The 19,725-nt window shown below is 74.0% G+C and carries 19 protein-coding genes; all 19 read right to left on the reverse strand.

The window, feature by feature from the left end; all coding sequences use genetic code 11:
* Positions 1–17: 17 nt before the first annotated feature.
* Positions 18–1,880: a sensor histidine kinase gene (locus KRAD_RS02695; protein WP_011981704.1), complete on the reverse strand. Its 1,863-nt coding sequence runs from the start codon at positions 1,878–1,880 to the stop codon at positions 18–20.
* Positions 1,877–4,048 carry an ATP-binding protein gene (locus tag KRAD_RS23885; protein ID WP_049821045.1) on the reverse strand — a complete coding sequence of 724 codons (2,172 nt, stop codon included), beginning with the start codon at positions 4,046–4,048 and terminating at the stop codon, positions 1,877–1,879. Before KRAD_RS23885 ends, KRAD_RS02695 begins: the two co-directional genes overlap by 4 nt.
* Before the next feature lie 105 nt (positions 4,049–4,153).
* Positions 4,154–5,236 (reverse strand): EscU/YscU/HrcU family type III secretion system export apparatus switch protein, encoded by a 1,083-nt coding sequence (locus KRAD_RS02705; RefSeq protein ID WP_011981706.1) that lies wholly within the window; start codon positions 5,234–5,236, stop codon positions 4,154–4,156.
* The gene (locus KRAD_RS02710; protein ID WP_011981707.1) at positions 5,233–6,057 is read right to left on the reverse strand and encodes a flagellar biosynthetic protein FliR; all 825 of its coding nucleotides are present in this window, start codon (positions 6,055–6,057) and stop codon (positions 5,233–5,235) included. The genes KRAD_RS02705 and KRAD_RS02710 overlap by 4 nt, the downstream gene beginning before the upstream one ends.
* 4 nt (positions 6,058–6,061) lie before the next feature.
* Positions 6,062–6,340, reverse strand: a complete 279-nt coding sequence (locus KRAD_RS02715) for a flagellar biosynthetic protein FliQ (protein WP_011981708.1) — start codon at positions 6,338–6,340, stop codon at positions 6,062–6,064.
* Positions 6,341–6,589: 249 nt separating this feature from the next.
* The gene (fliP, locus tag KRAD_RS02720) at positions 6,590–7,453 is read right to left on the reverse strand and encodes a flagellar type III secretion system pore protein FliP (protein WP_011981709.1); all 864 of its coding nucleotides are present in this window, start codon (positions 7,451–7,453) and stop codon (positions 6,590–6,592) included.
* Complete coding sequence (locus tag KRAD_RS23890; RefSeq protein WP_011981710.1) at positions 7,450–7,974, reverse strand: FliO/MopB family protein; 525 nt, start codon at positions 7,972–7,974, stop codon at positions 7,450–7,452. Before KRAD_RS23890 ends, fliP begins: the two co-directional genes overlap by 4 nt.
* Positions 7,974–8,723 carry a flagellar motor switch protein FliN gene (gene fliN, locus KRAD_RS02730; RefSeq protein WP_011981711.1) on the reverse strand — a complete coding sequence of 250 codons (750 nt, stop codon included), beginning with the start codon at positions 8,721–8,723 and terminating at the stop codon, positions 7,974–7,976. The genes KRAD_RS23890 and fliN overlap by 1 nt, the downstream gene beginning before the upstream one ends.
* Positions 8,720–9,664, reverse strand: a complete 945-nt coding sequence (locus KRAD_RS02735) for a flagellar motor switch protein FliM (RefSeq protein WP_011981712.1) — start codon at positions 9,662–9,664, stop codon at positions 8,720–8,722. Before KRAD_RS02735 ends, fliN begins: the two co-directional genes overlap by 4 nt.
* A gap of 238 nt (positions 9,665–9,902) precedes the next feature.
* Positions 9,903–10,418 carry a flagellar basal body-associated FliL family protein gene (locus KRAD_RS02740; RefSeq protein WP_011981713.1) on the reverse strand — a complete coding sequence of 172 codons (516 nt, stop codon included), beginning with the start codon at positions 10,416–10,418 and terminating at the stop codon, positions 9,903–9,905.
* Between the two features lie 29 nt (positions 10,419–10,447).
* Positions 10,448–11,476 carry an OmpA/MotB family protein gene (locus KRAD_RS02745; protein ID WP_011981714.1) on the reverse strand — a complete coding sequence of 343 codons (1,029 nt, stop codon included), beginning with the start codon at positions 11,474–11,476 and terminating at the stop codon, positions 10,448–10,450.
* Positions 11,476–12,249, reverse strand: a complete 774-nt coding sequence (locus tag KRAD_RS02750) for a motility protein A (RefSeq protein WP_011981715.1) — start codon at positions 12,247–12,249, stop codon at positions 11,476–11,478. The genes KRAD_RS02745 and KRAD_RS02750 overlap by 1 nt, the downstream gene beginning before the upstream one ends.
* Before the next feature lie 3 nt (positions 12,250–12,252).
* The gene (locus tag KRAD_RS02755) at positions 12,253–12,570 is read right to left on the reverse strand and encodes a flagellar FlbD family protein (RefSeq protein ID WP_011981716.1); all 318 of its coding nucleotides are present in this window, start codon (positions 12,568–12,570) and stop codon (positions 12,253–12,255) included.
* Positions 12,571–12,795: 225 nt separating this feature from the next.
* Positions 12,796–14,172 (reverse strand): flagellar hook protein FlgE, encoded by a 1,377-nt coding sequence (locus KRAD_RS02760; RefSeq protein ID WP_203417481.1) that lies wholly within the window; start codon positions 14,170–14,172, stop codon positions 12,796–12,798.
* A 64-nt stretch (positions 14,173–14,236) separates the two neighbouring features.
* Positions 14,237–14,764 carry a flagellar hook capping FlgD N-terminal domain-containing protein gene (locus tag KRAD_RS02765; protein ID WP_011981718.1) on the reverse strand — a complete coding sequence of 176 codons (528 nt, stop codon included), beginning with the start codon at positions 14,762–14,764 and terminating at the stop codon, positions 14,237–14,239.
* Between the two features lie 87 nt (positions 14,765–14,851).
* The gene (locus KRAD_RS02770) at positions 14,852–16,843 is read right to left on the reverse strand and encodes a flagellar hook-length control protein FliK (protein WP_011981719.1); all 1,992 of its coding nucleotides are present in this window, start codon (positions 16,841–16,843) and stop codon (positions 14,852–14,854) included.
* Entirely contained in the window at positions 16,840–17,946 is a 1,107-nt protein-coding gene (locus tag KRAD_RS02775; RefSeq protein ID WP_011981720.1) for a transglycosylase SLT domain-containing protein, read from the reverse strand. Before KRAD_RS02775 ends, KRAD_RS02770 begins: the two co-directional genes overlap by 4 nt.
* Positions 17,943–18,404, reverse strand: coding sequence for a hypothetical protein (locus tag KRAD_RS23895; RefSeq protein ID WP_011981721.1), 462 nt, complete (start codon positions 18,402–18,404; stop codon positions 17,943–17,945). The genes KRAD_RS02775 and KRAD_RS23895 overlap by 4 nt, the downstream gene beginning before the upstream one ends.
* Complete coding sequence (locus KRAD_RS02785) at positions 18,401–19,723, reverse strand: FliI/YscN family ATPase (protein WP_041292567.1); 1,323 nt, start codon at positions 19,721–19,723, stop codon at positions 18,401–18,403. Before KRAD_RS02785 ends, KRAD_RS23895 begins: the two co-directional genes overlap by 4 nt.
* Between the last annotated feature and the right edge of the window lie 2 nt (positions 19,724–19,725).

Here is a 19,725-nt window from a genome sequence, read left to right on the forward strand (position 1 = left end):
ATCGGCGGCGGGCGGCGTCAGCTGAGGGAGGGCCCGGCGGAGGGGTGGGCGCCCGCGGGGCGCGCGGCGGGGAAGGTGCAGCGCAGGGTGGCGCCGCCGCCGGGGGTCTCCTCGGCGCGGATGCGCCCGCCGTGGCGCTCGACGATGCGCAGGCAGGTGGCCAGCCCGATCCCGTGGCCGGGGCGCGCCGCGGGGGTCCCCCCGGGGCGCTCCTCGCCCAGCGGGGCGACGGCGAACATGGCGAAGACCTGCTCGCGCTGGCCGGCGGGGATGCCGCGGCCGTTGTCGGCGACGAGCAGCTCCCACCCGCCCCCGGGCAGCGGGCGGGTGCTCACCCGGACCCGGCACGGGCGCAGCGGGGAGCGGTAGCGCACCGCGTTGCCGACGAGGTTCTGCAGCAGCTGCCGCAGCAGGACGGGGTCGGCGCGGGTCTCGACCTCGACCCCCGTCCCGGCGCACGCGCCGCCCGCGCCACCGCCCGTGCCGGTCGCGATCGGCTCGAAGGCGATGTCGGCGTCGTCGGCGGCCGGGCCCAGGTCCTCCACGACGTGGGCCAGGACGTCGGGCAGCAGGACCGGGCGCACGCTGAACCCGGTGGAGCCGGCGCGGGCGTGGTCGAGGACGGCCTCGATGAGGCCCTGCATGCGCAGCGCGGCGCGCACCGCGGTGGCCATCCACTCCCGCCCCTGCCCGCCGAGGGCCTCGCCGTGGACGTCGAGGACCAGTTCCAGGTAGCCCAGGACGGCGGTCAGCGGGGAGGCCAGGTCGTGGCTGGCCACGGCGGCGAGGTGGACGAGCTCCTCGTTGGAGCGGCGCAGCTCGGCCACCGCGGCGGCCAGTTCCCCGCCCTGGTGGCGCAGCTGCTCCCCCGCCTGCTCCAGGGCCGCGATGCGGGCCCGGTCGGCGGTGATGTCCTGCATCGCCACGACGGCGCCGAGGACGCGGCCCTCGTCGTCGTGCAGGGCGCGCCCGGTGACCAGGACCCGCACGGGGTCGCCGTCCCGGGGGGCGATGACCACCTCGGCGTCGCGGACGGAACCCTCCGCCAGCGCCCGCCGCAGCGGGACCCGGCCGGCCTCCAGCGGGGTGCGGCCGTCGGCGTCGTAGAGGACGTGGGTGGGCGCGGACCCGGCCGGGGGCGGGCCGGAGCCGGCGTCCATGCCGTGGAAGCGGCGGGCGGCGGGGTTGAAGGCGGTGAGCGCGCCGTCGGCGTCGCAGGCGACGACGCCCACCTCGAGGCTGTCCAGCAGCGCCTGGGTCAGCTCCTCGCGCGCCTGCAGCTCCCCGAGGGTGAGCTCGGCGAGCGCGCGCTGCTCCTCGACCTCGTCGAGCAGGCGCTGCTGCTCGCCGGTGCGGCGGTGGCGGCCCAGCAGGGCCGTCGCGACGCCGGCGAGGTCGCGCAGCCGCTCGAGCTGGTCCGCGCTCAGCTCGCGGGGGGCGACGTCGCCGACGCAGAGGCTGCCCAGGCGGTGGCCCTCGGCGGTGACCAGCGGGGCGGCGGCGTGGAAGACGACCTCGCCCAGCCGCCCGTCGACCCACGCGGAGGTGGCGTAGCGGGGGTCGCGGCGGGCGTCGGGGACGTGGACGACGCGGGGGTCGTCGAGGTCGCGCGCGCCCAGCGACTCCGCCCGCTCGCTCCCGCCCCGGGCGGCGCCGACGGCGGCCACCCGGTGCTGCCGGGTGGCGTCGAGGAGGTCGAGGGTCGCGGTGGGGACCCCGACGAGGGCGGCGGCGACGCGCACGAGGGCGTCCAGCTCGGGGTCGGCGGCGGCGGCGGGCAGGTCGTGGGCGCGCAGGGCCGCGAGCCGGGCGGCCTCCGCGGGTGCGGCGGCCGCGCGCGGGTCCCGGGCGCGCGGGTCGACGACGGCGGGGCGGGTCACGGTGCGCCTCCGGTCCGGGCGGGGTCGCGGTCCTCCAGCAGCGGCAGCTCCAGCCGCGCGGTGGTGCCCTGGCCCTCCACGGACTCCAGGTCCAGGGACCCCCCGTGCAGGCGGACCAGGTCGCGGGCGATGGTGAGGCCGAGCCCGGCGCCGGGCACGGCGAGCGCGGTGGCGTTGGACCCGCGCGCGAAGCGGGCGAAGACGGCGTCGGTCTCCCCCGCCGGGATCCCCATCCCGTTGTCCTGCACCACGATCCGTACCCGCCCGGGGTGGTTCTCCACCCGCAGGCGGACCAGGGACCCCACGGGGGAGAACTTCACGGCGTTGTCCACCACGGCCAGCACGGCGCGGTGGAGGTGCTCGGCGTCGCCGCGGGTGCGCAGGCCGGTGAGGTCGGCGGGCGGGGTCGTGCAGCGCAGCGTGCCGCCGCGGGTGGCGCCGCCCTGCACGGTGCGCGCGACCCCGGCGACGAGGTCGGCGACGGTGGTGGTGGTGCGCACCGGGGCCCCGGGGCCCGCGGCGAGGGGCTCCACCCGCGAGAGCAGCAGCAGGTCCTCGATGAGCGAGCGCAGCCGGTCGGTGTTGCGCTCGACGATGCCCAGGACGGCGGCGACGTCCTCGGGGACCTCCCCGAGGGCGCCGTCGCGCAGCAGCTCCAGGTAGCCGGCGATGCTGGTCAGGGGGGTGCGCAGCTCGTGCGAGACGGTGGCCAGCAGGTCCGACTTCACCGACTCCACCTCCCGCAGCTCCCCCAGCAGCCGCTCCTGGGCGCGGTAGAGACCGGCCAGGACCAGGGCGCGGGCCAGGTCGACGGCCACCGAGCGGGCCAGTTCGACCTCCGGCACCGACCAGTCGCGCGCCCGGGCTCCGACGAGGGTGAGCAGGCCGTGCGGGGCTTCCCCGACGCCGATGGGGACGAGCAGCGCCGCGCCGGCGCGGGCGCCGGGGAGGTCGTCGAGCAGCTCGCGGGGGACCTCGGAGGGGGTGGTGCCGGGCACGGCGTGGACCTCCCCGCCCGCGTGCAGCCGCCGCAGCCACTCCGCGGCCCCGGGGGCGCCGGAAGGGTCACCGGGCACGGCGGTGCCGCCGGGGCCCGGGGCGTCGAGGGGGGCCAGCGGCGGGCGGGCCCACTGCTGGGCGATGGGGGTCACCCCGGAGCCGGTGAGCAGGCGCACCCGGACCCGGGCGACGTCGAGCTCCTCCCCCAGCCGGGTCACGGCCACCTGCAGGGCGTCGTCGGCGACGAGCTGGTCGCGGACCTGGCGGCCGATGTCACCGGCGAGGCGGTGCAGGTGCGCGGACTGCTCCGCGGCCTGCAGCAGCCGGCGGTTCTCCCGGGCCAGGTCGTTGAGGGCGAGCGCCACGGCGCGGACCTCGCCGGGGCCGCGGGTGGGGTCGGCGACGGGGGTGGCGCGCTGGGCGCGTCCGCCGGGAGCGGTGCGCAGGGCGTCGAGGACGTCGACGAGGGCCCGCAGGGGGTCGACGAGCGCGTGGCGGGTGCGGACACCGGTGGTGACGACCACGGCGAGAGCGGCGGCGAGGGTGAGGGCGGTGACGACGAGGGCACCGGTGCGGGCCCGGTCCTCGGCCGAGGTGGCCTCGTCGCGCTGGTGGCGCACGAGGACGTCGAGGCGCTCGTTCGCCTCGTGCAGGGCGTCGAAGGCGTCGGCCTCGGCGGTGGCGGCGGCGACCACGGCGGCGCCGCGGTCGGGGTCGGTGCCGGCCAGCCAGACCTCCGCGAGCCGGGTCTGCTCGTCGAAGAGGCTGCGCTGCAACGGGTCGGTGAGGAGGGACTCGACGTCCCCGCGCAGGGCGGGCAGCGTCCGGACGGACTGGCGGTAGGCCTCCAGGTGGTCCGGCCGCAGGGTGTCGCGGTAGTCGCGCAGCGCGGCGTCGGCCTCGGCGGTGGTCAGCTGCAGGGCGGTGTTGGCCGCCTCGAGCCGGCGCAGCTGGGTCTCGTGGGCCCGGGAGGCCCCGGTGACCAGCAGCCCGCCCGCCCCGGAGACCCCCACGAGCAGCAGCAGGACGACGACGACGCCGTGGGCGCGGGTGAGGCGGGCCCCCACCGAGGTGCCGGTGCGCCCGCGGGGGCGGGAGGCCGGACGGGCTGCGGGGTGGGTGTCGGGGTGGGTGTCGCCGCCGGGCCGCGGCGGGTGCGCGCGGTCCACGTCCGGCGCCCTGCGCGCACCACCCGGTCGGCCCACACCGTCACCATCGGCCCGGTCCCCGGCGGTCTTGAACGACCCCGGGGGGCCCGCTTCGCGCGGCACGGCTCAGGCGGGGACGGTGTGGGCGTCGCCGAAGGCGGTCAGCGACCCGCGGCTGCGCAGGTTCATGACGAAGGCGAGGACCTTGGCCACGGCAGCGAAGAACTCCGGCGGGATCTCCTGGCCGATCTTGCAGCTCTTGTACATGGTGCGGGCCAACTGGACGTCCTTGACCAGGGGGACGTCGTTCTCCTTGGCCTTCTCGCGGATCTTGCTGGCGATGGCGCCGGCGCCCTTGGCCACGACCTTGGGCGCCCCGGTGCCGGGTTCGTAGCGCAGGGCCACCGCGATGTGGGTGGGGTTGACCAGGACGACGTCGGCGGAGGCGACGTCGGACATCATCCGGTTGCGCGACATGGCCATCTGCTTGGAGCGGATGGCGCCCTTGAGCAGCGGGTCGCCCTCGGCGTTCTTGTGCTCCATCTTGATGTCCTGCTTGCTCATCCGCAGCTTCTTCATCGTGCGGCGGTAGCTCATGGCGTAGTCGCCGGCGGCGATGATCAGGCCGAGGAGGACGGTGACGGCGACGATCTTCACCACCGCCCCCTTGGTGAGGGTGAGCACCGAGGCCAGCGGCATGAGGCCGCTGCCGACGAACTGCGGGACGAGGTTCTTCACCACCAGCCACATGACCGTCCCGATGACGACGGTCTTCAGCAGCGACTTCGTGCCCTCCCACAGGGCCTGCGGACCCCAGTGCTGCTTGAAGCCGTTGACGGGGTTGAGGTTGCTGAACTTCGGCTTCAGCTTCTTCGGCGCCGGGCGCAGGGTGCCCTGGACGCCGCCGGAGACCACGACGGCGAAGACGGTGGCCGCGGCCAGCGGGCCCAGGACGCCGGGGATCCCGGCGAAGGTGGCGGCCAGGGCGGCCAGGGCGCGCGCGGGTTCGGGATCGGCCGCGACCGCGCCGACCCCGGCGAACGCCTTGCGCAGCAGCACCTGACCGGACTCGATGGTGTGCGGGATCGTCACGGCCCCCGCCCCGGTGGACAGCCACGCCGCGACGTCGCGGGAGAAGGGGATGTTCCCCTCGTCGCGGGCCTCCTTGAGCTTCTTCGGAGTCGGCTTCTCGGTCTTCTCACCGCTCACCGGCCCTCACCCCCGCCCGCGGGGGCGGCCGCGCCGCCGGTGTCGGGGGGACCGGGGGTGACCAGGCGCACCACGGTCTCGCGGGCGGTGCCGGCCATGTCGTCCACGACCCCGGGCAGCATCGAGAACGCGAACCCGGCCAGGGTGAGGGTGATGAGGATCTTGACGGGGAAGCTCATGGCGAAGACGTTCAGGGCCGGCGCCACGCGGGAGAGCAGACCCAGGCCGATGTCGGTGAGGAAGAGGACCGCGATGAGCGGCGCGGCGATCTGCACGGCCGAGATGACCAGCTGCGCCACGCCCTCGGTGAAGACGCGGGCCACGGTGCCGGTGTCGAGGCCGGCGTCCAGCGGCAGGACGTCGTAGCTGCGCAGGAAGCCCTGCAGGATCAGCAGGTGCCCGCCGGAGACGACGAGCAGCGCGGTGCTGGTCCAGGTGTAGAGCTTGCCGAAGACCGCGGTCTGGGACTGCATGAGCGGGTCGTAGGCCGAGGCCATCTGGAAACCGCCGAACAGGTCGAGCATGTCCCCCGCGGCCTGGACGGCGGCGAAGACGAGAGCGACGAAGGCCCCCATGACCGCCCCCACGACGGCCTGCTGGACGACGGCGGTGATGAGGGCGCCGGGTTCGACGGCCGGCACGGAGTCGCGCAGGCGCTCGGCCACCGCCAGTCCCAGCCCCACCGACAGCAGGGCCTTGACCTGCCCGTTGACGGCCTTGTTGGCGAACGGCGGGGCCAGCATCAGGAACGCCGCCGAGCGGACCGAGGCCAGCAGGACGGCCACCAGCAGGTCGAGCGGGACGGCGGGGAGCCCTTCCACCGGCTCAGCCGCCGTGGGTCAGCAGGGAGGGGATCTGCCCGTACAGGGTGGACGTGAAGCCCGTGAGCTCGTGCAGCATCCACTTGCCGCACACCACGATCGCGATGCCGACGGCCACGGCCTTGGGGACGAAGGCGATCGTCTGCTCCTGCAGCTGGGTGACGGACTGGAACAGCGAGATGCCGAAGCCGACGGCCAGCGCCGTCAGGAGCATGGGGGCGCTGAGCTTGGCGGCGAGGACGAGAGCGGTCATCCCGATGTGGATGACGGTCACGTCGGTCATCGCGGTGCCTTCCGTTCGCAGGGGTGTTCACGCTTCTGGCGTAGTTCTCGGCCGATCGGGTGAGGTTCTTGAACCCGGCCCGGGCGGGGTTCCGCGGCTGGTCGTCGCCTGGACGCAGGACGGGGCGGGCCCGGCGGATACTCCGTTCGCGCCACCCGGCCACGCGTCTCGCGACGGCCCTCGGGCGCTCACTCCGGACATCCGCCGGACCCACCCCGGCCTGCGCCCCTCGCGGGCGCCGTGCGTGGTTCAGCCCGTGTAGGAGCTCACCAGGGCCTTGATGATCAGTCCCCAGCCGTCGATCATGACGAACAGCAGCAGCTTGAAGGGCAGGGACACCGTGACCGGGGGCAGCATCATCATGCCCAGGCTCATCAGGGCCCCTGAGACGACGATGTCGATCACCAGGAACGGGATGAAGATCACGAAGCCGATGATGAAGGCGCTGCGCAGCTCGGAGAGGGCGAAGGCGGGCACCAGGGTCGTCAGCGGGGTCTCCTCGCGGGTGGCGGGGAGGTCGCGCTTGGCGGCCTTCGTCATCAGGGCCAGTTCCTCGGGCCGGGTCTGCTTCAGCATGAACTCCTTCAACGGCTGGCTGCCGTCGGTGAAGGCGACCGTGGCGGTCTTCTCGCCCTTGAGGTAGGGCTGGACCGCGGTGTCGTTGATCGCGCCGAAGGTGGGGGCCATCACGAACATCGTGAGGAACAGCGCCAGGCCGGCGAGGACCTGGTTGGGCGGGGTGCCCTGCAGGCCGAGCGCGTTGCGCGTCAGGCCCAGGACGATGAGGATCTTGGTGAAGCAGGTCGTCAGCAGCAGCAGCGCGGGGGCCACCGACAGGATCGTCAGGGCGATGATGACGGTGATGGACTGGCTGGGCTTGCCGTCGACGCCGTTGATGTCCAGCGACACCGAGCCGGGGGCGGCCGGGGCCTGCGGGGCGACCGGGTCGGCGGGGGCGACGGCGCCCGCGCTCACGCCCGTCGTGTACGCGACGGGGGCGGCGGCGGAGACGGTGGCCGGGGCGGCGGCCTGCGCGGTCGCGGCACCTCCGGCGATCAGTCCGCCGGACAGCACCAGCGCCGCGACCAGGGTGCGAGCACGGGAGTTCTTCACCTGCGGGTCGTCCTCTCACGCAGCACGTCGACTGCCTTGGTCCAGGTGGCCGGCGACAGGGCCGAGCCGGCGACGCCCGAGGAGGCGTGGCGCGCGGACTTCACCGCGATGGTCTCCCCGTCCCTGCGCACGTACCGCTCGCCGGCCGCGGGCTGGGGGGTGACGCCCTCGGCGGGGTCCGTGTCGTCGTCCGCCGCGGGGGCGGTGACGCCCTCCTCCTCGGCAGGTGCGGCCGATCCCTTGACCGCGGCCGCGGCCGGGCCCAGGACCGAGGCGACGTCGGTCTCGCCGAGCAGGCTCACCCCGGCGTCGGAGACCCCGACGACCAGGGCCTTGTCGCCGACCTGGACGAGCGCCACGGCGGCCTTGGCGCCCAGGCTCTGCTTGGCCAGGACGGCGAAGCCGGCCCCGCCGGCCACGACGCCCTGACGGCGGCGCAGCCAGCGGGAGATCAGGTAGAGGAGGCCGAGCACCGCGACCAGCGAGATGCTCGTGCGGGCGATCGCGGCGACGGCGTCCATCAGGCGCCGGCCTCCGGGGTGACGATCTCGGTGATGCGGATGGCGTAGTCCTCGTCGACGACGACGACCTCGCCGCGGGCGATGAGCTGGCCGTTGACCAGGACGTCGGCGGGGCTGCCCGCGGCGCGGTCGAGCTCCACGACCGAGCCGGGGGTCAGGGCCAGCAGGTCCTGCACGGTCATGCTCGTGCGGCCGAGCTCGACGGTGACGTCCATCTGCACGTCGCGCAGCAGGTCCATCGTGCGGCGCGGGCCGGCCGGGGCGGGGGTGCCGGCCGGGGCGAAGGACGGCATCGGGGCCGGGGTGGTGTCCGGCTGGGCGGTGAGGGTGAGGCCGATGAGGGCCAGGGTCTCCCCGCCGGCGTCGATGACGGCGACGGCCCCGTCGGCGATCTGGGACAGCGCCTGCGCCGGGTCGCCCTCGACCCCGGCCTCCAGGGTGCACTGACCCAGGGCGTGCACGACGGTCTCCAGCGCCGGGCGCAGGGCGTCGACGGGGTCCAGGGCGCCCTCGGGGCTCATGAGGAGGGTGTTGAGGGTCTCCTCGCCGACCACGACGGTGACCCGCCCGTTGGCGGCGCCGGCGAAGTTCGCCGAGACCGCGATGCCCTCGTCGCCGAGGTCGGGGGCCTGGGCGACCGCGAGGACGGTGGAGATGGTGCCCGGCGCGGACAGCGGGAGGACGGCGAGCGCAGCCTGAGCGGCCTCGCGCAGCGTGGACATGAGGTCGGCGTGGGTGGCGGTGCTCATCGTGCGTTCTCCTCGGGGGTCGGGACGATCAGGCAGGCGAGCTTCGCGCCGCGGCTACCGGCCACGGCGGAGGCGACGTGGGCGTCGGAGGACACGACCTCCAGGGGTTCGTCGGCGCGGTGCGGCAGGCGCAGCACGTCGCCGGGGACGAGACCGAGGATCTCGTCGGGGCGCATCTGCGCCGCCTTCATCCGCACCGAGACCTCGACGGGGATGTGCTCGAGGTGGTCGTCGAGGCGGTCGCGCATGAGGCGCCGGATCCGCAGCTCCTCGGGGCTGGCCACCCGCAGCTCGGCCGCGGTCAGCGCCGTCGACAGCGGGTCCAGCGGCATCGCCAGGGTCGCGGTGCCGGCCACCCCGTCGACCTCCAGGTGGAAGGAGGACACGATCATCACGTCCGTGGCGGCCGCGGCCTGCGCGAAGGCGGGGTTCTGGTCGATCGCGGTCAGCTTCGGCTTGAGGTCGGTGACCGTGACCAGCGAGGAGGCCAGCTCGACCAGGGTCCGCTCGACCATGCCGCGGGCCAGGACGGCCTCGATGTCGGTCAGCTGCCGCTCGGGCTGGGCGTTGTGCCCGGTCCCGCCGAGCATCCGCTCGATGCAGGAGAGCACGAAGGCCATGTCCATGTGCAGGACGGCCGCCCCGACCAGCGGTTCGGGGTCGAAGACGGCCATGACCGTCGGCATCGGCAGCGACGCGGCGTACTCGTCGTAGCTGTACTGCTGGATGCCGTCGAGCTCCACCTGCACCGTGGTGCGCAGGGTGGAGGACAGCAGCGTCGCCCACTGCCGGCAGAAGCCCTCGTAGGTGATCTCGAGCACGCGGGCGTGCTGACGGGACAGCTTGGTCGGCCGTCGGAAGTCGTACGGGACGGGAACACCGCGTCGCCGGGAGCGACGGGTGCCTGTCCGCTCTGCGGTGCTGGGGGTCTCGGCTGCCACGCTCCCCTATCGGCACGAACGGCCGTCACCCTTTAGCGCGAGCCCGAACGGGTGTTACCGGGCGCCCGGCCCTCAAGTCCGCCGGGTCCGGGCGCGGGCTGCGCGGGGCTGCGCGGGGGCCGGGGGGCGCTGCGCGGGGACGACGAAGGCCCCCGCGCGTCGTCGCACGGGGGCCCGGGTCGGACCAGGTCCGGTCAGGCGGAGCCGGTGGCGCCGGGTGGCGCCGGGTCGGGTCGGGTCACTGCATCACGAAGGACGTGAGGTAGATGCCCATGACCCCCTGGGTCTCCTCGCCCTCCTCGTCGTGGGTCATGTAGGCGTGGATGATCTTCTCCTGCAGCAGGTCCTTGTGGTGGTTGCGCTGCTCGGCGTTGGCCAGGTCGGCCATCGACAGGTTGGAGAACTCGGAGATGATCAAGTCGTAGGCCTTGCTGCCGTCCAGGGCGGTGCTGCCGCCCCCGTGCCCGCCGGCGTCGGCGGCGGCGACGGCCTGCAGGCCGACGCCGATCTTGAGGTAGTGCCCGTCGGCGAGGTTCACGCTGATCGGGTCCAGCGCGGTGACGTCACCGGGGGTGAGGGTGGGCGTCGGGGTGGCCTCGGCCGCCGCGGCCGTGTCGCCCTTGGTGAGCATGAAGACGCCGGCGCCGGTGCCGCCGGCCAGCAGCACGGCCGCGGCCGCGCCGATGACGATGAGCTTCTTCGCGCCGCCGGGCTTGGCCTCGCCGTCGCCCGCCGTCTTGTCCTTCTTGGCCATGGGAACTCCGTTTCGGGGTCGTCAGGTGGTCAGTGGGCGACGTCGGTCGCGAGGTCCGGCGCGATGCCGGCGGCGACGTCGATGGCGACGTCGGTGGTGCTCACGGTGCTGGTGGTGGTCGAGGAACCGCTGGTGCCGCTGGTGCCAGTGAGCTCCGCCGGGCCGTCCCCGGTGGGGATGCCGGCGGCGACCTCGGGCAGGAGGGCCTTGACCGCGTCCGAGCTCGGCGAGGCGACGACCAGGTCGACGCGGCGGTTGCCCGTCAGCGCCTTGGGGTCCTCGTTCGGGTAGAGCGGGCGGCTGTCGGCGTAGCCGGTGCCCGAGAGGTGGTTGCCGGGGATGCCGGCGGCGGTGAAGCGCTGCACGACCGTCATGGCGCGGGCGGCCGAGAGGTCCCAGTTGTCCCGGTAGCGGGTGGTCGCGCTCAGCGAGAGCGAGTTCGTGTGCCCCTGCACGGCGATGTCGTTGGGCAGCTGCGCCAGGATCGGCGCGATGACGTCGAGCACCTCGCGGCCCTTCTCCTCGACCTCGGCGGAGGCGTTGGCGAAGAAGACGTTGTCCGCGACCAGCCCGACGACGAGGCCGTCGGAGGTGATCCGGTAGGTCACCTGGTCCTGGTCGCCCTTGGCGGTGAGGGCCGCGTCGATCTGCTTGGCGATCTCGCGGTAGTCCTGCACCTCCTCCTGGGCGGCCTTGAGGTCCTCCTGGGTCTGCGCGGTCTGCGCGGCCTGGAGGATCTTCCGCACCTCGGTGGACACGCTCTGCTGCAACGGCTGGCCCGTGGAGTTGGGCGTGATGTCGATGGGCATGTCGCCGTTGGTGGCCTCCAGGATCCCGGCGCTGCCCGAGACGGCCTGGTTGCTGCTGCTGGTGCCCTTGGTGAGGCCGTCCTTGAACTGGGCGAACTTCAGCTGGTCGATCTGGCTGAGGGCGAAGAGGACGATGAACAGCGCCATGAGGACCGTCAGCATGTCGGCGTAGGCCACCAGCCAGCGTTCGTGGTTGGCGTGCTCCTCGTGCTCCTCGTGCTTGTGGCGCCGCTTGTGCGCTGCCGACATCAGGCCGCCTTCGCGTCCGGGACCGTGGTGCCCGGGGGCAGCAGGCTCTCCAGCTTCTTGGCGACCGAGCGGGGGTTGGAGCCGGCCTGGATGGCGAGGATGCCCTCGACGACCAGTTCCATCTGCGCGGTCTCCAGCGCGGACAGGCGGGTCAGGCGGCTCTGCATCGGCAGGTAGAGGATGTTCGCGCTGGCGACGCCCCAGAAGGTCGCGACGAACGCGCCGGCGATCATCGGGCCGAGCGCGGCGGCGTCGGAGAGGTTCGCGAGCACGACGGTGAGGGAGATGACGGTGCCGCAGATGCCGACGCTGGGGGCGTAGCCGCCCATGTCGCCGAAGATCTTCGCGCCCTGCTTGTCCGCGGCCTTCTTGGCCTGGATCTGGGCGGTGAGGATCTCGTAGAGCTCGTCGGGGTCGGTGCCGTCGATCGCGGTCTGCAGGCCGTTGCGGAGGAACTCGTCGTCGACCTCCTTGATGGCGTCCTCGAGGGCCAGCAGGCCCTCGCGGCGGGCGCGCTCGGCCATCTTGACGATGGTGCCGACGGTCTCGCCGGCGTTCTTCGGCTTGCCCAGGAACGCCTTCTTGACCTGCTTGATGGTCCCGGCGGCGTCCTTGAGGGTGCCACCCATGACGCCAACGCCGATGGTCCCGATGATCACCAGGACCAGGGGGCCGACGAGCAGGATGTCCGTGAGCGAACCACCCTCGTGGTTCTGCGTCCAGAGGACGGCGGCGACGGTGACGACGAGACCGCCGATGAATGCGAAGTCCATGGCTCAGGGCCTCCTGCGGTGCAGCGGGACCGGGGCAGGCAGCTCGCCGTCCGTGTCGCTGGGGGTGGTCGGTTCGGTGGTGTGGTGCGGCAGCTCCAGGACGTCGGCGCCGGGGCCGGACTCCTCCAGGGAGTGCGCGGTGGCGACGACCCGCGCGCGGAACGCCATGACCCGCTCGATGATCTCGGCCAGCGGCTCGGTGACGACGAACTTGGCGCCGTCGACGAGGGTGATGACCGTGTCGGGGGTCGAGTCGACGCGCTGGATCAGATCGGGGTTCACGGCGAACACCGACCCGTTGAGGCGAGTCACGAGGATCACGTGGGGTCCGTCCTTGGGGTGGAGTGGGGTGCCCGTCCGTGGGCTGCTACGTCCAGTCCATCGGCGCACGGCGAGGGGACCTGAGAGAGGGTTGCGCGGTACACCCGTTCGTGCTAATGCCCTGCGGTTGTTCACTCTGCGCAACGAGAACACCCCCCTGGAGCGTTGCTCCAGAGGGGTGTTCGGCACGTCCCCGGACCCGCTTGAGCGGGGCCGGGATCAGGGTCAGCGCTTGAGGTTGACCAGGTCCTGCAGCAGCTCGTCCGAGGAGGTGATGACCTTCGAGTTCGCCTGGAACCCGCGCTGGGCGAGGATCAGGTTGGTGAACTCGGCGGAGAGGTCGACGTTGGACATCTCCAGCGAGCCGGCGAGGATCGAGCCGCGGCCGGCGGAACCGGCGATGCCGAAGACGGGCTGCCCGGAGTTCGTCGAGACGCTGTAGAGGGAGTTACCCTCCTTGCGCAGACCAGCAGAGTTGTTGAAAGAAGCGATCGCGATCTGACCCAACGTCTGCTTGTAGCCGTTGGAGTAGTTGCCGGTGATGACCCCGTCAGTCCCGAAGGAGAAACCGGTCAAAGTGCCGATCGGGGCGCCGTCAGCGACAGGGTTGACGTTGCTGGTACCGGTGGTGCCGACATAGCTCGTCAAACCAGTAAGGTCCAAAGAAACCGTCGAGTCAGCCTTCGTTCCAGCGCCCTCCACGGTCGCCACCATGCTGTTGGTACCCTTCGCCGCACCGTCCGGATCGAACTCAACGGTCTCGGCAGTGGTTCCATCCGCCTTCTTGAGTACGACCTCCTTGCCGTTCGAGTCCACCGCCTTGACGTGCCAGACGTTGGTGGGCTCGTAGACGGCCGCCTTCGCTGGCGTGACCACACCATTTGCGTCGGTGCTTGCCGCCGTCGCGGCGGTGTAGTTCACATCGTTGGTGAAGGTGACGAAAACCTTGGTCGCAATTCCCTGGTCGTCATACGAGGAGAATGAGCTCGTGACCGCTGTTCCCTTGATCACGCCATCTCCAGGGGAGCTCCCAGTGACATACTGGTCAGCAGCAGGCAAAGCGGTCGGTGTCTTGAACGTCCGGTCGATGTTGCCCTTGAACTTCGCCTCAGTCGTGGCCACCGCCGGCATTACAGTGTCGGAGGGAATGACGAGCTTGCCGATCTGCCCGTTGGTGTTCACCGCCCCCGCCGCGTCGGCCTTCCAGCCCATGACGTAACCCCCGTCGTTGGTCACGACAGAGCCGTTGGCGTCGAGCGTGAACGAGCCGTTGCGCGAGTAGAAGGTGCCGTCGCCCTGCTGGATGGCGAACATGCCGTCGCCCTGCAGCATGAGGTCGGTGGACTTGCCCGTCGCCTGCGCCGAGCCCTGCGTCATGTTCTGGGTGATCGCGTTGACGCGGACGCCGAGGCCGACCTGGGCCGGGTTGGTACCGGCCGCAGCATCGGTGGGAGCACCGGCGGCCTTGGTGAGCTGAGACAACGTGTCGGCGAAGACGACGCTGGAGCTCTTGAAGCCGGCGGTGTTGACGTTGGCGATGTTGTTGCCGACGACGTCCATCATCGTCTGGTGGGAACGGAGACCGCTGACACCGGAGAACATGGAGCGGAGCATGCTTCAGACCTTTCGAGGGGCTGACGGGGAACTGGGATGGACTGGAGGAGGATCAGGCCGACTTCGATGGGGTGGTCGTGGCCGCAGCCTCACCGATCCCCGAGACCCTGGACAGGACGACGCTGGTGCCGTCCACGTTGAGGACGGGCTCGCCGTTGGTACCGCCGGCCGAGCCCTGGGTGAAGGACGCGGACTTCACGACGCCGCTCTTCGCGGTGCCGTCCTCGCCGGTGTAGGAGACGATCTGACCGATGAGGGTGCTGGCCTGCAGCTTGTTCTGCGCCGCCAGCATGGACCCGCTGCTGGCCGCCACCTCCTGCATGGTCTCCAGCGCGGAGAACTGCGCGGTCTGGGCCATGAACTGGGTGGTGTCGGCCGGCTTGGACGGGTCCTGGTACTTCAGCTGCGCCACCAGGAGCTTGAGGAACGTGTCCTTGTCGGTCTTGGTCTTGGCGACCGCAGCCGAGGCGGAGGTGTCCGTCTTGTTCGCGTTCTTGGCCGCGTTGGTCTGCGTGATCAGGTCCGAGTTGGCCATGAGCCCGGCGTACGGGTTCGCGCCGCCGGCCGCATCAACTGTCATGCCTACTCCTTCGGTCGAACGGGTGAGGGGCTTTAACCCGAACGGGCACCTTCGGCGCCCAGGCAGGTGGTCTCGGGCGGGCGGGCTTCAGATGCTGAGGTCGAGGCGCCCGTCGGCGGCCGCGGCCGCGGTGCGGGCCGCGCTGCGGCGCTCGTCGGTGGCGAACAGCGACGCGCGCGAGCCCTGGCCGTAGCCGGGGCCGGGCTGCCGGCCCTGGGACCCGGCGGAGGAGCCCTGCTGACCCGCGCCGAACTGGGCGTCGGCGGACTGGCGCTGCTGGGAGCCGGAACCGGTGCTCACGTCGACGGTGGTCTGGGTGAAGCCGGAGCCGGACAGCTCCCGCTGCAGGTCGCCCACCGCGGCCTTCAGGGCGTGGCGGGCGGCCTCGGAGGCCCCGGCGAGGGAGACGTGCAGCGCTCCCCCGGTGACCTCGGCGGTGACCTTGACCGTGCCGAGCCCCTCCGGGGTGACCTCCACGGTCATCCGGTGCACCGCGTCGGCCGCGGGCAGGTCGTCCAAGCGGGCCGCGACGCCCTGGGCGAAGGCGGCCGGGTTGGTCAGCGGCAGCGGCGCGGGCGGGGTCGAGGTGGTCGCGACGGCCGGGCTGCCGGTGACCGCGGTGCCCGTCACGGCCGGGGCGGTCGTGGGCACCGCGGTGGGGGTCGGGTCGACGACCTGGACCGGCGCCTTCAGCGCGGCCTGGGGAACGGCGGCCGTGGGCGACGCGGTCGGGCCGGCGACCGGGGCCACCGGCTGCTGCGGCACGGGGAACTCCCCCGCGGCGGTGCGCGGCGCGGCCGGCGCCACCGGCGAGGCCACCGGGCCGGGCTGACCCTGCTGGCCGGGCTGGCCCTGCTGGCCGGGCTGGCCCTGCTGGCCGGCCTGGCCGCCGGTGCCGGACTGCCCCGCCGGGGCGGCGGTCACGGCAGGGGCGCCCGACGGGGCGGGAGCCTCGACCGGGACCGGCTGGCCCTGCGGCGCAGCGGTGTTCGAGGGCACCGGGACGGCGGGGACGGGCGTTCCCGCGCCGGCCGGCTGCGGCGCGACGGAGGTGACCGCCTGCCCCGCGGCCGTGGCCGGGGCGGTCTGGTCGGTGAGCACGGCGTTCTTGATGACGTGCTGCGGCAGGCCCGTGAGCGCGGTCTGCACGGCCACCGGGGAGGCGGACGACGCGGCGGGGGCGGCGGGGGTGGAGGTGAGCGCGGCGCCGGCGAGCGTCGCCTCGGCCGGGGCGGCCGGGGCGGTGGGCGCAGCCGGGGCCGCCACGGCCGGGGCGATGGGCGCGGTGGAGGCGCCCGGCGTGGCGGGAGCGGCGACGGGGGCCGGGGCGGCCGGGGCGACTGCGGCGGGCGCGGGCTGGGCCCCCGGGACCGGGGCGGCCGGGACGGCCGGTACGGGCACGGTGGCGGTCTCCCCCGCACCCGGGGCGGGCACGGCGGCGGGGACCGCGGTCGCGACCGCCGGGACGCCCTCGACACCCACGACACCCGCGGCCGGCGCGGTCGCCGGGGCCGGGGTCTCGGTCCTGGGGGTCAGCGCGGCGCGCAGCGCGGCGGGCAGCCCGAGCAGCGAGGGGTCCACCGGGAGGGCGGGACCCGCGGGAGCCGCGGCGTCGGCCGCTTCGTCGGGGGTCCCGCCGGCGGTCTCGTCGGTGCCGCGGACGGCGTCGCCGCGGTGGGCCGCGGGGCCGGTGGCCTCGGTGGCCGCGGCGTCCTCGACGCGGGCGGGGTCGCGCTTGGTGCGCACGGCGGGCCGGTGCGCGGGCTCGGGGCGCTCGGGGCGGGTCTCCGCGGGGCGCTCGGGGCGGGGGTCCTCGCCGCGGGCCGGGGTCCCGGCGCGCGCGACGTCGTCCCGGGCGTCCCGCTGGTCCCGTGCGTCCCGGGCGTCGCGCTGGTCCCGTGCGTCCCGGGCGTCGCGCTGGTCCCGCGCGGTGGTGCGCAGGTCCTGCACGGCCTGCCCGAAGGAGTCGGCGAAGGCCGACCCGCTGTCGGACCCCGTGGAGGAGCGTCCGGGCTCCCGCGCGGCCGGGGTCGGGAAGGGCAGCGTCGTCAGCGACGTCGTAGACAGGTTGGCGCTCACGCGGCACTCCCGAGGTCGGCGGTGATCTTCTTGACGTAGTTCTGGGTCTCGGCGAAGGGCGGGATGCCGCCGTGCTTGCGGACGTTGCCGGGCCCGGCGTTGTAGGCGGCCAGGGCCAGCGGCACCGAGCCGAAGGTCTTCAGGTTCTGCGAGAGGTACTTGCCGGCGGCGTCGATGGAGGCCATCGGGTCGCGGGGGTCGATCCCGAGGCTGCGGGCGGTGGCGGGCATGAACTGCATGAGCCCGGTCGCCCCGGCGGGGCTCTTGGCGTTCGGGTTGAACCCGGACTCCTGCTTGGCCACGGCCCTCAGCAGCCCGGCGGGCAGCCCGTGCTTCTGCTCCGCGGCGCTGAAGGCGGCCTCGTAGGGGGCGGACTTCGCGGAGGCCGACGAGGCGGAGGACAGCGAGGCGGGGCGGACGTAGCTGGAGGTGTCGGCCGCGGAGGTCGCCCCCACCCCGGTGAGCAGGGCCGCGGCGACGCCGGCGCCGGCGGCGGTGGTGGCCGCGGCGGCGCCGAGGCGGCGGATGGTCATGGGGGTCTCCCAGACCTTGGAGATCTTCACGACGTCACCCGTCTTCGGCGCGTGCAGCATCTTGCCGTCGCCGACGTAGATCCCGATGTGGTGCCCGTTCTCCAGGACCACAAGGTCGCCGGGCCTGGCCTGGGCGAGGCCGGGCACGGCGGTGCCGACCGTGGCCTGCTGGGCCGCGGTGCGCGGCAGCGTCAGGCCGACCTGCTTCCCGGCGTACTGGATCAGCCCGGAGCAGTCGAAGCCGGCCGGGGTCGTCCCGCCCCACTTGTAGGGGACGCCGGTGTACTGCTTGGCGACGGAGAGCAGCTGCTCCCCCGCCGAGCTGGAGCTGAGGGTCCGCATCCCGCGCCCGACCAGCCCCGCCGTCGCGGCGGGGGTGGCGGAACCGCTGGTGGACAGCAGGTCCGCGAAGCCCTCGGAGCCGACCCCGGCCGTGGCCGTGGCCGTGGCCGGCGCCGTGGACGTGGTCGCGGCGGTGCGCGCGAGGGTGCGCACCGGCAGCGTCCCGGACAGCTGCGCGATGCGGGACTCGATGTCGGCGATGCGGGACTGGATCTCGGCGATGCTCACGGGGTGCCCCCCTCCAGCTGGGCCCGGCGACGGGCCTTGGCGGCGAACTCGGCGACGGTGCGGTCGTCGAGGGCGTTCTGGTCGGCGAGCAGCGCGGCCTGCTCCTGGGCGATCTCGTGGCGCTCGACGATGCGTTCGAGGGAACGCTCGGCGCGGCGGGCGCGGGCCCAGGCGGCCTGCTTGTGACCGAGGTCGGCCTCGGCGCGGGCGACGAGCGCCCGGGTGTTGTCCAGGTCGGCGACCAGCGCGGCACGGCGGGCCACGCCCGCGGTCCACGCCGCCATGGTCTCGTCGGACAGGTGCGCCTCGCCGAGCTCGTGGCGGACGCGGGCGGCGCGCCTCTGCTCGTTGCGCAGCACCGCGTTGGCCGCGGCGACGTCGACCTTGATCTGCTCCTGCTGCACCTTGCGCAGCTTCAGCAGCGCCAGGATCGCCTTGGTCGTCTTGGCCGCGCTCACCGCACACCTCCGAAGGTCGAGACCAGTTGCTGCAGCTGCGCCCAGGCCTGCGGGGCGGGGGTGATGTCGTGGATGTCCTGGCGCAGGAAGGCGTTGATCGCGGGCAGCTGGGCCACCGCGGCGTCGACCTCGGGGTTGGCGCCGGGCTGGTAGGCGCCGACGTCGATGAGCTCCTTGGCGTCGCGGTGGGCGGCCATGACCCGGCGCAGCGCCGTGGCGGCGCTCTTCTGCTCGGGCGTGGTGACGCGGCCGGCGACGCGGGAGACCGACTCCAGGACGTCGATGGTCGGGAAGTGCCCGGCCGTGGCCAGGCGGCGGTCCAGGACGACGTGGCCGTCGAGGATGGAGCGCGCGTTGTCGGCGATGGGCTCGTTGTGGTCGTCGCCGTCGACGAGGACGGTGTAGATCCCGGTGATGGAGCCGGTGACCCCGGGCCCGGCCCGTTCCAGCAGCCGCGGCATGAGCGCGAAGACGCTCGGCGGGTAGCCGCGGGTGGCGGGGGGTTCGCCCACGGACAGGCCGATCTCGCGCTGGGCCATGGCGACGCGGGTGAGGGAGTCCATCATGAGGACGCAGTCGGCGCCCATGTCGCGGAAGGACTCCGCGACGGTGGTCGCCGTCAGCGAGGCGCGCAGGCGCAGCACGGGGGCCTCGTCGGAGGTGGCGATGACGACGACGGAGCGGGCCAGGCCCTCGGGGCCGAGGTCGTCCTCGAGGAACTCGCGGACCTCCCGCCCGCGCTCGCCGACCAGGGCCAGCACCGACACGTCGGCGGAGGTGCCCCGGGCGATCATCGACAGCAGGGAGGACTTGCCGACGCCGGAGCCGGCGAAGATGCCGAAGCGCTGCCCGCGCCCGGCGGGGACCAGGGTGTCCAGGGCCCGCACGCCGAGGCTGAGGGGGGCGTCGACGCGCCCGCGGGTCATGGCCGGGGGCGGGGTGGCGTGCAGGGGGCCGCGGGGGGCGGTGTGCAGGGGCGGGCCCCCGTCGAGGGGGTTGCCCAGCGCGTCGACGACGCGGCCCAGCAGCGCGGGGCCGACGGGGACGTCGGAGGGGCGCCGGACCGCCACGGCGGGGGCGCCGGCGGCCAGGCCGGTGAGGTGACCCAGCGGCAGGCAGCGCAGGCGCGACCCCTCCGCGGCGACGACCTCGGCGGGGATGGAGTACCGCTCGTCGCCGAGGCGGACGGTCTCCCCCACCGCGGCCTCCAGGCCGGAGACCTCCACGGAGAGGCCGACGATGCCGGAGACCCGCCCGCGGACCTCGGGACGGGCCGCCTCGACGGCCCGGGCGACCTGCGGCGCGAGGATCTCGCGCACGC

This window comes from Kineococcus radiotolerans SRS30216 = ATCC BAA-149 (assembly GCF_000017305.1).
In the GTDB taxonomy this organism is placed as follows: domain Bacteria; phylum Actinomycetota; class Actinomycetes; order Actinomycetales; family Kineococcaceae; genus Kineococcus; species Kineococcus radiotolerans.

Bases quoted from the DNA above. Each gene is read 5' to 3' on its own strand.
- KRAD_RS02715 (WP_011981708.1), bottom strand. From the start codon at position 6,340: ATGACCGACGTGACCGTCATCCACATCGGGATGACCGCTCTCGTCCTC.
- KRAD_RS23890 (WP_011981710.1), bottom strand. From the start codon at position 7,974: ATGGACGCCGTCGCCGCGATCGCCCGCACGAGCATCTCGCTGGTCGCG.
- fliN (WP_011981711.1), bottom strand. From the start codon at position 8,723: ATGAGCACCGCCACCCACGCCGACCTCATGTCCACGCTGCGCGAGGCC.
- KRAD_RS02740 (WP_011981713.1), bottom strand. From the start codon at position 10,418: ATGGCCAAGAAGGACAAGACGGCGGGCGACGGCGAGGCCAAGCCCGGC.
- KRAD_RS02745 (WP_011981714.1), bottom strand. From the start codon at position 11,476: ATGTCGGCAGCGCACAAGCGGCGCCACAAGCACGAGGAGCACGAGGAG.
- KRAD_RS02750 (WP_011981715.1), bottom strand. From the start codon at position 12,249: ATGGACTTCGCATTCATCGGCGGTCTCGTCGTCACCGTCGCCGCCGTC.
- KRAD_RS02760 (WP_203417481.1), bottom strand. From the start codon at position 14,172: ATGTTCTCCGGTGTCAGCGGTCTCCGTTCCCACCAGACGATGATGGAC.
- KRAD_RS02765 (WP_011981718.1), bottom strand. From the start codon at position 14,764: ATGACAGTTGATGCGGCCGGCGGCGCGAACCCGTACGCCGGGCTCATG.